Origin of the sequence: Streptomyces sp. NPDC051921, from assembly GCF_040680975.1 — a bacterium.
In the GTDB taxonomy this organism is placed as follows: Bacteria; Actinomycetota; Actinomycetes; order Streptomycetales; family Streptomycetaceae; genus Streptomyces.
The window spans coordinates 119,961-132,336 of the sequence record NZ_JBFAXU010000005.1; the positions used below are offsets into that span (position 1 = coordinate 119,961).

Genomic DNA, 12,376 nt, shown 5'->3' on the forward strand with positions numbered 1-12,376 from the left:
ACCATGCCGATTCGGCCTCTCTGGCGCAAACCATCAACACTGCCGTGAAACGATCACCCGACTTCCCTGTGCAGCAGCGACCGCATATGCCGGGAACGCCTCCCCCTGTCAGCGCCCGCCATTAGGATTTCCCACGGATGTGCCCTGGTCGGAACAGCCTCGATGCCCTTGAGTGAGCCGCGGGCGATCCACCAGTCGGCAGGGAAACGAGACGGGCGGGGACAGCGCATGCGGGAAGGCCGGTGGACGACGGTCGCCGACTCCGAGTTCGACCATGAGCGCCGCGGCCTGGAAGCCATCCGCTCCCAGCTGCCGGACGCGGACCCGTGGCGCGCCTGGTCGAACTTCACCTTCACCGCGAACACCGGTCACGTCCGTGAGGTCGATCTGCTCATTGTCGCCCCCGGCGGCATGTTCATGATCGAGCTGAAGGACTGGCACGGGTCCGTGACCAGCGAGAACGGCACCTGGGTCCAGACCACTCCCGGCGGTCACCGTCGCCCCCACGGCAATCCCCTCCACCTGGTCAACAAGAAGGCGAAGGAGCTGGCCTCGCTCCTCGGCCAGAACGGCAAGCGGGTGTGGGTGGGCGAAGCGGTCTGCTTCACAGACGGTGGCTTGCGGGTCCGCCTCCCGGCCCACGACCAGAACGGCGTGTACACCATCCCCGAGCTCGTGGCCATGCTGAAGCAGCCGCCCCGGGACGAGCGGCGCCGCATCACGGCGATCGACTCCCGCGAGATCAAGACCGCTCTGGACCGCATCGGCATCAAGCGCAGTGAGGCCGCGTACAAGGTCGGCCCGTACCAGCTGGAGCGGAAATCCTTCGACTCCGGCCCCACGTGGGCGGACTACCGGGCCACCCACAGCGAGCTGCCGGAGGTCGCCCGGGTCCGGGTCTATCTGAGCGAGCGCGGTTCCGACGCCTCCCTCCGACGCTCGGTCGAGAACGCCGCCCGCCGCGAGGCCGCGGTGCTCCAGCGCTTCCGTCATCCCGGCGTCGTGCAACTGAAGCAGTACTTCCCGTCCGGGCACACGGCCGGCCCCGCGCTGATCTTCGACTACCACCCGCAGACCCTCCGGCTTGACGAGTACCTGCTCCAGCACGGCAAGCGGCTCGACATCCTCGGCCGGATGGCGCTCGTCCGCCAGCTCGCCGAGACCATACGGTCCGCCCACTCGAGCCGGATCCACCACCGCGCCCTCGCCGCCCGCTCAGTGCACGTCATCCCGCGCAACCGGGGCCGCGAGGGCAAGGCGATCGGAGAGGACGCCGCCTGGCTGGCTCCGCGGCTGCAGATCTCGGACTGGCAGATCGCCACCCAGCGGTCCTCCGGCACGGACGGCTCCACGGGGCAGGGCATGACCCGCTTCGCCCCCACGGCCCTGTCGGTGACGCACATCTCCGAAGGATCCGACCCTTACCTCGCGCCCGAGCTGACCGCACTCAAGGCGGACCCCGTCTACCTCGACGTCTACGGCCTCGGCGTCCTCACCTATCTCCTCGTCACCGGCAAGGCGCCCGCCGCCAGCCAGGCCGAGCTCCTCGCACGGCTGGAGGCGGGCGAGGGCCTGCGCCCCAGTTCGCTCGTCGACGGCCTGTCCCCGGACATCGACGAGCTGGTGCAGGCTGCCACCGCGTACCGCCCTGGTCAGCGGCTGTCCACGGTGGACGAGTTCCTGGAGATGCTGGAGTGCGTCGAGGACAGCCTCACCGCGCCGGCGCCCCCCGCGGAGACCGAGACCGCCGAGGTGTCCGAGAAGGACCCGTTGGAAGCCGTCGCCGGTGACGTCCTCGGCGGCCGGTGGGAGGTCCGCCGGCGCCTGGGCACCGGCTCCACCAGCCGCGCCTTCCTCGTACGGGACCTGGAGGCGGAGGCCCGGAAGACCCGCCCGCTCGCCGTGCTCAAGGTGGCGCTCTCCGACAGCCGGGGCGAGATCCTCGTCCACGAGGCCGAGGTCATGGGCCGGCTGCGTCCCGACTCCCGGATCATCCGGCTCGTCGAGCCGGAGCCCCTGCGGATCGCGGGCCGGACCGTGCTCGCTCTGGAGTACGTCGGTGACGAGCGTGACCAGGACACCGACGCCGACAGGGCCGAGGGTTCCGATGCCGCTCCCCGCAAGGGCACGCGGCACCGCCGCCGTGAGGAGACCGTCGCCCGCCAGCTCCGCGAGCGCGGCCGGCTCCAGATGGACCAGCTGGAGGCGTACGGCGACTACCTTTTCGGAGCGGTGGACTTCCTGGAGGGCGAGAGCGTCTGGCACCGCGACATCAAGCCCGACAACATCGCCATCCGCATCCGCCCCAACCGCACGCGCGAGCTGGTGCTGATCGACTTCTCCCTCGCCGGCTACCCGGCGACGGACCATGACGCCGGTACGGAGGGTTATCTCGACCCGTTCATCGGCGGCCTCACGCGCACCGCGTACGACTCGCACGCCGAGAGGTACGCAGTGGCCGTCACGCTGCACCAGATGGCGTCCGGCGAGCTCCCGAAGTGGGGCGACGGTTCGGTGCCGCCCGCCATGACGGACGCGGCCGAGTTCCCGTACCCCGTCATCGCGGCCGACGCCTTCGAGCCGGCCGTACGGGACGGGCTGGTCGCCTTCTTCCGCAAGGCGCTGCACCGGGACGCCGCCAAGCGGTACGCCGAGCTCAAGCCGATGCGGGACGCCTGGAAGAAGATCTTCCTGGACGCCGCCCAGGCGGTGCCGTCCAGCCACCGCACCCGTCACCCCGAACCGGCCTCCGAGCGGACCGCCCCGACCGGCGCCCCCGCCATCGCGGAGGCCGAGCCGCTCACCGCCGACGAGCAGCGCGAACGGCTCGCCGCCGCCGTCACCCGGGACACCCACCTCTCCTCCGCGGGCCTCACCCCGGCCGCCGAGTCCTTCCTTTACGGTCTCGGCATCACCACCGTCGGCGGACTCCTCGACTACAGCCGCAGCAAACTCCTCAACGCCCCCGGCCTCGGCACCAGGACCCGCACCGAGGTGCAGCGCCGCCAGCGCCAGTGGGGCAAGCTGCTGCGCGAGGCCCCCGTCTCGCCGCTCACGCCGAAGGGCCGCGCCGAGGCCAAGGAAGAGCTCGCCCAGCTCACGGCCGCCGAATCGGCCGTTCTAGGCTCGCTCGCCGCCGGCGAGGGAGCGGGCGGACTCACCGCGTCCGCACTGCGCTCGGTCAGCCTGGACACGCTCGCCACGATCTTCGTCCCGGAGCTCAACAACAACCGCTCCAACAGCAACAAGATCGAGATGGTGCGGCTGCTTCTCCGACTCCCCAACGAGCGCGGCGAGCTTCCCGACATCGGCGTCTGGCCCAAGCAGAAGGACGTGGCGGAGGCCCTCGGACTGTCCGCCGGCCGCATCCCGCAGATGCTCAAGGAGGAGCGCAAGCGCTGGAAGAAGCACCCGGCGGTCCAGGCCCTGCGCACGGAGATCATGGATCTCCTCGCGGGCCTCGGTCGCGTCGCCTCCGCGCTGGAGATCGCCGACGCCCTCGCCGTACGCCGCGGTACGCAGCTGGCCGAGCGTGAGCAGCGGCGCGCCCTTGCCCTGGCGGCCGTACGGGCCGTGGTGGAGGCGGAGCAACTCGAGCCGGAGGAGGCCGAGTTCCAGCACCAGCCCAACCGCAAGGCCACCGAGGACGCCCTCGCCGCGGGTCTGCTCGCCCTGGACGTCCGCGAGGGCGACGCCCCGGACACGCCGACGGCGCCCGGCCTCCTCGACTACGCGATGCGACTCGGCAAGACCGCCGACCGGCTCTCCCGCCTCGACACCCTCCCGACGGCGACCACGGTCCTCAGCGAACTCGGCGCGCTCACTCCGCCGCCCGGCCTCGTCGAGTGGGACGAGCGCCGGCTCGTCGAACTGGCCGCCGCGGCTTCGGCGAACGCCGCCGCCACCCCGCGCCTGGAGATCTACCCGCGCGACCTGTCGCTGGTCCGCGCCCTGCGGCTCACCCAGGCCGGCCTGGTCCCGATGATCCCGGGGGTCCCTGAGGCCCGGCAGCCGGGCCTCACCGGCGAGGACATCCACGAGCGGGTCCGCGCCCGCTTCCCCGAACTCGTCGTCACCGACGCGCGCGGGGTGGCGACGCACGAGCTGCCGACCGGCAGCCGCCTGACGAAGGCCCTCTTCGACGCCGGCTTCGAGCTCACGCTGTCCACGCGCGAGGACACGAAGACCCTTCGCTATCTGCCCACGCGGATGGACGGCACCTCCAGCTATCTGACCGGCGGCATCGGGCACACGTCGAGCGGCGTCGGCACGGTGACGCGGTACTCCGACGACCCGCTGCTCGCGGGCGCGGTCCGCACGGACGAGCGCCTCCTCGCCTCCGCCCGCCAGGACGGCTACCGGGTCCTGACCGTGCACCACGGCCGTACGGTCGAGGCGGTCCACAGGCTGACCGGCGACCGGATCGGCGCGCGCCCGGTGTCCGTGACCGAGCTGTTCCTGGAGTCCCTGCACGCCCTCGTCCCGCCGGCCACGAAGCCGACGTGGGAGACCCTGCTGAAGGCCGATGTGGCCGAGCCGGGTACGCGGGGGGCGATGAAGTTCGCCGAGTACGCGCGGACGGCGTGGGGCACGGTCGAGCCCCGGGTACGGGAGCTGCTCGACCCGGTGACGGGCACGGGCCCGGTCCTGCTGACGGAGACGGCGGTCTTCGCGCGGTACGACGCGATGGGCGTCCTCGACCGGCTGGCGGAGGCCGCCCGGCAGGGCGGGCGCGGCCTGTGGCTGCTCGTGCCGCAGCCGGACCCGGCGCGGGAACCGAAGCTGGGGGCCGTGGCCGTGCCGTACCAGGCAGGGCTCGGCGAATGGATCGACCTGCCCGACTCGTGGGTGAAGAACGCCCACCGGTCTGGTCTCAACGAAGTCAAGGCAACTGGAGACGAGAAGTGATCGACCGCAAAGCCCTGTTGGACGACCTGAAGCAGCAGGTCAAGGCGGTCGAGGCCGACCTGGGCAAGCAGGTGAAGGTCGTCCCCGAGGGCGCGCGCCTGCGGGACGAGTACGACCGGGCGCGGAAGCTGGGCCGTACGGCGGCGACGTGGAACACGTGGCTGGACGAGCGCATCACGCAGGTCGCGGTGGCGTGGGTGCTGGGGTCTGTGTTCGTCCGCTTCTGCGAAGACAACGGCCTGATCCCGGAGCCGTACCTGACGGCACCGAGCGCGGACCGGCGGGACCTGGCGCTTGCCCGGTACGAGGACTACCTGTCGAAGGCCCAGGACCCGACGTACCGGGGCTGGCTGGAGAGCGCCTTCGAGGAGCTGGGGAGCGGTCAAGCGGGCCGGCTGCTGTTCGACCGGCGGCACAACCCGCTGTACCAGATCCCGCTGTCTCATGATGGAGCGCGGGAGCTGGTGGACTTCTGGCGGGGCCGGGATGAGGAGGGCCTCCTTGTCCACGACTTCACGGATCCGCTGAACGAGGACGGTACGGAGGGTTGGGACACCCGGTTCCTGGGTGACCTGTATCAGGACCTGAGTGAGGCGGCCCGGAAGACGTACGCCCTACTGCAGACCCCGGAGTTCGTGGAGGAGTTCATCCTCGACCGGACGATGGACCCTGCGGTGCGGGAGTTCGGCTACGAGGGCCTGAAGATGATCGACCCGACGTGCGGGTCGGGCCACTTCGTGCTGGGCGCGTTCCGGCGGTTGGTGCGCCTGTGGGGCGACGGCCAGCCGGGCAAGGACCTGCACGAGCGGGTGCGGGCTGCGCTGGACTCGGTGCATGGCGTCGACCTGAACCCGTTCGCGGTGGCTATTGCGCGGTTCCGGTTGCTGGTGGCGGCGATGGCGGCGGGTGGGGTTCGGACGCTGGGGGAGGCGGCGCGGTATGAGTGGCCCATCCATCTTGCGGTGGGTGACTCGCTGATCAAGCACCGGCAGGACGCACTTTTTGAAGACTCGGAAATCATGGGTGGAGACGGCGATGAAGTCGCGGACTTTAAGTACTCGACGGAAGACATTCATGAGCACCCAAGGATTCTAGAGCAGGGACGCTACCACGTAGTCGTGGGTAATCCGCCGTATATCCAAGTAGCCGACCCTGGGCTCAGCAAGCTCTACCGAGAGCTGTACGACGCTTGCGCCGGGGGATACGCACTGTCGGTCCCGTTCGCTCAAAGGTTCTTTCAACTAGCGAAGTCCGGTGACCGCAATGGGAGCGGATACGGAATGGTTGGCCAAATTACGGCCAACTCATTCATGAAGCGAGAATTCGGCACACGACTCATCGAGATGTACTTTGCACACGAGGTCGAGCTGACCGAAGTCATCGACACATCTGGCGCATTCATCCCCGGCCACGGTACGCCCACAGTTATCCTGATCGGGAAGCGCCGCAAGGGAGCAGAACGCTCAGAGACAATCAGAACGGCCCGAAGCATTCAAGGCGAACCTACCGCACCCGGCAATCCCGAGGACGGGTTGGTCTGGAATGCGATTGTGAGCCAGATCGACAGCCCTGGGTCAAACAGTCCCTGGATTTCCGTGGACGATCTAGAGCGAAGTCGATATTTTGGCAAGCAGCCATGGATTCTTGCCGACGGCGGCCTCGAAATGGTGGAGCAGGTAAATCAGAATTCCCCTGCGACCTTGAGAAGAATTTCCTCAAGCATTGGCCGAACCACATCTACTGGCGCAGACGACGCCTTCTTCCTTCCCAACATGGCGACCGCACAACGACTGAACCTCAACAGCCAGGTTCGCCCCCTTGTAGTTGGCGACGCAGTTCGAGACTTTCGCTTCAACTCCTATGTTCCAGTCGGAAATCCGTACACGGACAAGCAGCAGCTGAATCTCCGCACCGAATCCGACACCCTCGTGTCGCGACTCTTGTGGATCGACCGAACTCGCCTTCGCCAGCGGAAGATCTTCGGAAAAACGCTGGACGACAACGGGCGCGCATGGTACGTCCATCTCGAAAACTACAGCAGCAAGCTCGGCACGAAATTCGGCATTGGCTTTGCTTTCGTCGCCACGCACAATCACTTTGTCCTCGATCGCGACGGCTTGCTCTTCAACCGAACCGCCCCAGTAGTCAAGCTTCATGAGCAGGCGACCGAGGAGGAGTACGTCCAGCTGACCGGGCTCCTGAACAGCTCCACTGCGGGATTCTGGCTCCGTCAAGTAAGCCACGACAAAGGACGTCCCGGAGCGGATGTCGCCGGAGCCGACGAACCCTGGGAGCACCGATTCGAGTTCACAGGAACCAAGCTCGAAGAGTTCCCACTCCCTCGCGAATTTCCGACACACCTTGCCGCCATGCTGGACACCTTGGCCCAAGAACTCTCGGAAGTAAGTCCTGCCACCGTTGTAGCGAACCACACCCCCACCCCTGAGTCCCTTCGAAACGCTCGCATCCAATGGAGCACCGTCCGAGACCGCATGATTGCCATTCAGGAGGAACTGGACTGGCAGGTCTACCGGATCTACGGGTTGCTCGACGAAGAGATCACTCTTCCCACCTCCGAAGTCCCTGAAGTGTCTGCTTCCGAGCGCGCCTTTGCCATTGTTCTAGCCCGCAAGGTGGAGCGCGGCGAGGTCAGCACCTCTTGGTTCAAGCACCACAATCACAAATTCACCCCCGTTACCGAGATCCCGGCACACTGGCCCCCCGCTTACCGCGAGGTCGTGCAAAAGCGGATCGACGTCATCGAGTCGTCCCGGGCCATCGGGATGGTCGAGCGACCCGAGTACAAGCGCCGCTGGGCCACCGAGGGTTGGGACGCGCTCCAGGAGAAGGCGCTGCGGTCGTGGCTGCTCGATCGGATCGAGAGCCGGGACCACTGGTTCGACGAGAACGGGATGCCCGCCCTCGTCACGCTCTCGCGGCTGACCGACAACCTGTCCCGCGACGAAGACTTCGTCTCCGTCGCGAAGATCTACGCGCCCCGCAAGGAGCTGCCCGCCGTCGTCGCCGAGCTGATGACCGACGAGCACGTGCCGTTCCTGTCCGCCCTGCGCTACAAGCCCTCCGGGCTCAAGAAGCGCGCCGACTGGGAGCACGTCTGGGACCTCCAGCGGCAGGAGGACGCCGCTGAGGACGAACCGGCCAAGCGGAAGATCCGGGACAGCATTCCCGTACCGCCGAAGTACACCTCGGCTGATTTCCTGCGGCCCTCCTACTGGCGGGCGCGTGGCAAGCTCGACGTGCCCAAGGAGCGCTTCATCTCGTATGGGAAGGCCAACGTGCCCACGCCCGACCTGTACGGCTGGGCCGGCTGGGACCACCAGGAGCAGGCGTACGCGCTCACCACGTACATCGCCACGCACGAGGCCCTGACCGATGAGGAAGTCACCCCGTTCCTGGCCGGCCTGCTGGAGCTCCAGCCGTGGCTGGACCAGTGGCACAACGAGTTCGACCCCACCTTCGGGACGTCTCCGGCCGACTTCTTCCGGGGTGACCGACAGATGGAGCAGGGCAAGCACGGCCTGACGGACGACGACCTGCGCGCCTGGCGCCCGGCCGCGGCCACGCGAGGGCGTCGTACGACCAAGAAGTAGGCCCAAGTACGCCGACGGCCCCCGCGATCCGGAAGGTTCGCGGGGGCCGTTGTCGTCTGCTCAGCCGAACAGTTGCCCGGTCTTGACCGCCGTCACGAAGGAGGACCAGCCGCCTGCCGGGAACACGAGAATCGGGCCGCGCAGGGTCTTGCTGTCCCGCACCGGGACGACATGGGTGAAGTCGTCGGAAACCTCGATGCACGCGCCGCCGTCCTGGTTGCTGTGGCTGCTCTTGCGCCAGGTCGCAGCGCTCAGGTCAATGGATCGCACGGCAGCTCCTCCAACATGCACAGGATCATTTTCCGCGACTCGTTCGGCGAAAGCGCCAGGTCACGCATCGCATCGTACGCACGCTGCATGCGCTCGACGAGAGCGTTCTCCTCGAAGAGCTCGCCGCCGTATCCGTGCTCCGTGTACGCCACGGTGTGCCAGCCCGGCAGACGCAGGAACCAGACGTCCGTGCTCGACAAACCGTGCAGCCCCGCATCTTGGGGCAGCACTTGAAGGGTCACGTTCGGCTGGTCGGCCATCTCGACCAAGTACTCAAGCTGCTCCCGCCACTCCGTCACGTCCCGCAGGGCCGTCCGCAAGGCCATCTCCGACAGGATCGTCCGGAACGGCGGCGCATCCTCCCCCTCCAACAAGGTCTTCCGACCCATCCGCGCCTCAACCTGCTGCTCCAGCTCCTTGCCCTTGAGCCCGCCCAGCGACAGCAGTTCTCGCGCATACCCCGGCGTCTGCAACAACCCCGGCACCACACTCACCGCGAAGTGCCAGAGGCTCACCGCCTCCGCCTCCAGCTTCATGTACCGCCGATACCGCTCCTTGAACTGCGACTTGTCCCCCGTCGCCAGCTCCCACAGCGTCATCAAGAAGTCCGGCGTTTCGTAGAACGTGTCCAGCGCCCGGACGACCTCCGGGCTGCTGATCGTCTCGCCCTTCTCCATCTTCCCGAACAAGGACCAGTCCCAGCCCAGCCGTTCCCCGAGCTGCCGCAGGCTGATCCTTCGCTCGGCCCGCAGTCTCCGCAGCTCCTCCGCGAACCGTTGCCGTGGTTCCTGGCTGCGGCCGCTGATCACTCGTCGCTGCGGCATGGCGCGCTCCCCTCCGAGTCGCTCGCACACGGGCGGAAGGTGTGGACGGGGCGTGGAAGGTGTGGAACCGGCGTCGTAGGCCGGGGAAGCACTCCCCCGTCCACAGCCCGCTCGCCCACATCCGGGCACATCCTCGTCACACCCGGATTACGCAGCGTAATCCACCGCACGTCGGCGACTCCGGGAAACAGTGCAATCCGCCCACGAGGAGTGACCCCCATGACACCCGCCACACACAATCCGGCCAATACTCCGAAGGCTCCGCCCAGCCCGAAGGTGCAGGAGGCCCTGGACGCCCGCGACGCTCTCGCTGCCGCGCTCACCCGAGCCGGCATCCAGCTCCCCGCCATGGACATCCGTACCCCATGGGTGGACGACCGCGAGGCCGAAGCGTCCTACGCCCTCGTCCACCTCGGGATCTGTTCCGCGCCCGTCGCCCACGCGCTCGCCGCCGTGATCATGAACGGGCTGGCCACTTGACCGGCAGCAACACCAACCTCGCACCCGTCGGCGCCATCGTCCTCGACACCGCCCGCAACCACGTGGGCCGCGTCATGGGCGCTGAAGGCCCCTACCTCCAGCTCCGCCCCCTCGGCGGTGGTCGTGAATGGGATGTCGAGCCCACCCACCTTCATCCCCTCACCGGCGCGGAGCTGCTGAGTGCCCTCGTCGCCGAAGCCAACGCGCGCAGCCGGCGCCGCCGCAGCCTCGGGAACGGGCCGTCGTCCGCGACCTGACGGAGTCCGGACAGGCGCCCTCCACATGATCCACACGCTGTCCTAAGATGACCGAAATCATCTCAGCGGCCCGCCGGGCTTCCGTTCCGCTTCGCGGACTTCGAGGACACGCCCCCACCCGCACGAGCTTTTTTGTGCTGCCTGGGGGCCTGTCTTGCTGTTCCGTGAGTCCGCGGCGTCGGTTGCCGCCCGCACGCTCGAAGGTTCTCTGGCGCTGCTCCTGATCGAGAACTTCCGGCACAAGCACAGCCACCAGCCCGGCAGCTCCGAGGTTCGCTCCTGGGAGCGCAGCCTTCCCGCCCTCGCGAACGCCCTCGTCGAGGCCGGGCTCGGCGACGTCGAGGTGATGGTCGAGTACGGGCTGCCCCTCACCAGCAAGCGGGCGGACGCGATACTGGCCGGTGTCCACCCCACCACTGGTGAGCCCTCGTACGTCGTCGTGGAGCTCAAGCAGTGGAGTGAGGCGCACCCCGAGGAGGAGGATCCGCTCCTCTGCCGGATCGACGCCTACGCGCACCCCGTCCTGAACCCGATCGAGCAGGTGCGGGGCTACTGCGAGTACCTGCTGTCCTTCAACGGTGCCGTGGAGCGGACTCCCGAGGCCGTCGCAGGTGTGGCCTACCTGCACAACGCAACCGAGTTCGGGGTCGGCTCGCTGCGGACCGTGCCCGAGACCCTCCACGGGCGCATGTACACGGGCGAAGAGCGCGGCGCGTTCCTCGACTTCCTGCGCTCGCGCCTCGCGCCCAAGCCCGGGGCCGAGGCCGCCGACGTACTCCTGCAGGGCAAGGTCCGCCCCTCCAAGCAGCTGATGAGCGTCGCTGCGGCCGAGGTGCGGGAGCGTGAGCAGTTCGTGCTCCTCGACGAGCAACGGCTCGCGTACGAGCTCGTGATGTCCGCCGTACGCAAGGCCAAGGGCGCGAACCACAAGCAGGTCATCGTGGTGACCGGCGGTCCCGGGTCCGGCAAGAGCGTGATCGCGATGCAGTTGCTCGGCGAGCTGTACCGCCGTGGCGTGCCCGCCCTGCACGCGACCGGGTCGCAGTCGTTCACCAAGACGATGCGCAAGGTCGCGGGGGCGCGGAAGCCCGAGGTGCAGAAGCTGTTCAAGTACTTCAACAGCTTCATGGAGGCCGAGCCGAACGATCTCGAGGTGCTGATCTGCGACGAGGCGCACCGGCTCCGTATCACCTCGGCCAACCGCTACACGAAGGCCGCACTGCGCACCGGCAAGCCGCAGGTGTCCGAGCTGATCGACGCGGCCCGGGTGCCGGTGTTCCTGCTCGACCAGCACCAGGTGGTGCGGCCGGGTGAGATGGGGACCGAGGAGCAGATCCGGCAGGCCGCCGCCGAGCACGGTCTCGAGTGCACGGTGGTGGACCTGGACAGCCAGTTCCGCTGCGGCGGCAGCGACGCGTACGTGCAGTGGGTCGCGGATCTGCTCGGTTTGGAGGGCGGGACGCCGACCGTCTGGGAGCCGGACGGCAAGGTGGAGCTGCGGATAGCCGAAAGCCCTCAGGAGCTCGAGGACTTCCTCGTCGCGCGTCGTGACGAGGGCTACGGGGCCCGGATGTCGGCCGGTTACTGCTGGAAGTGGACGACGAAGATCGCCCCGGACATGCAGGCGCTGCCCGCCGACGTCGTCATCGGGGACTGGGCCCGGCCGTGGAATGTGTACGGGGACCGGTCGGTCCTCGGGGCGCCGCCGGCGCCGCTGTGGGCGACCGACAAGGCGGGCTTCGGGCAGGTGGGCTGTGTGTACACGGCGCAGGGCTTCGAGTACGACTGGTCCGGCGTGATCGTGGGGCCCGACCTGGTGTGGCGTACCGACCGGTGGGTGGTGGACCGTGCGGCGTCCAAGGACCCGTCGTTCACCAAGGCGACGCCCGACGCCCACATCGACCGGCTCGTCCGGAACACGTACAAGGTGCTGCTGACGCGGGGGATGGTCGGCATGGTCATCTACTCGACCGACCCGGAGACGCGGGACAAGCTGCGGTCGCTGATCCCTCCGGCGTAGGGCCCG

At 68.3% G+C, this 12,376-nt stretch carries 7 protein-coding genes; 5 read left to right on the forward strand and 2 right to left on the reverse strand.

The features are described from left to right. Window positions 1-228 precede the first annotated feature (228 nt). Together pglW and pglX are read left to right on the forward strand one after the other, a co-directional pair. Window positions 229-4,908, forward strand: coding sequence for a BREX system serine/threonine kinase PglW (gene pglW / locus AB0M16_RS09075; RefSeq protein ID WP_365340452.1), 4,680 nt, complete (start codon window positions 229-231; stop codon window positions 4,906-4,908). Further along, the gene (gene pglX, locus AB0M16_RS09080; protein WP_365340454.1) at window positions 4,905-8,519 is read left to right on the forward strand and encodes a BREX-2 system adenine-specific DNA-methyltransferase PglX; all 3,615 of its coding nucleotides are present in this window, start codon (window positions 4,905-4,907) and stop codon (window positions 8,517-8,519) included. Before pglW ends, pglX begins: the two co-directional genes overlap by 4 nt. 60 nt (window positions 8,520-8,579) lie before the next feature. Here pglX and AB0M16_RS09085 read toward each other — a convergent pair whose 3' ends face one another. Together AB0M16_RS09085 and AB0M16_RS09090 are read right to left on the reverse strand one after the other, a co-directional pair. Then, window positions 8,580-8,789: a DUF397 domain-containing protein gene (locus AB0M16_RS09085; RefSeq protein ID WP_365340456.1), complete on the reverse strand. Its 210-nt coding sequence runs from the start codon at window positions 8,787-8,789 to the stop codon at window positions 8,580-8,582. After that, window positions 8,771-9,613, reverse strand: a complete 843-nt coding sequence (locus AB0M16_RS09090) for a DUF5753 domain-containing protein (protein ID WP_365340458.1) — start codon at window positions 9,611-9,613, stop codon at window positions 8,771-8,773. Before AB0M16_RS09090 ends, AB0M16_RS09085 begins: the two co-directional genes overlap by 19 nt. Window positions 9,614-9,832: 219 nt before the next feature. Between AB0M16_RS09090 and AB0M16_RS09095 the strand changes: the two genes are divergently transcribed. The 3 genes from AB0M16_RS09095 (at window position 9,833) to AB0M16_RS09105 (ending at window position 12,370) form a co-directional block, all read left to right on the forward strand. Next, the gene (locus tag AB0M16_RS09095; protein ID WP_365340461.1) at window positions 9,833-10,093 is read left to right on the forward strand and encodes a hypothetical protein; all 261 of its coding nucleotides are present in this window, start codon (window positions 9,833-9,835) and stop codon (window positions 10,091-10,093) included. Window positions 10,094-10,167: 74 nt separating this feature from the next. After that, window positions 10,168-10,350 carry a hypothetical protein gene (locus AB0M16_RS09100; RefSeq protein ID WP_365340761.1) on the forward strand — a complete coding sequence of 61 codons (183 nt, stop codon included), beginning with the start codon at window positions 10,168-10,170 and terminating at the stop codon, window positions 10,348-10,350. A gap of 154 nt (window positions 10,351-10,504) precedes the next feature. Beyond that, window positions 10,505-12,370, forward strand: a complete 1,866-nt coding sequence (locus tag AB0M16_RS09105; protein WP_365340463.1) for a DUF2075 domain-containing protein — start codon at window positions 10,505-10,507, stop codon at window positions 12,368-12,370. Window positions 12,371-12,376: the final 6 nt, after the last annotated feature.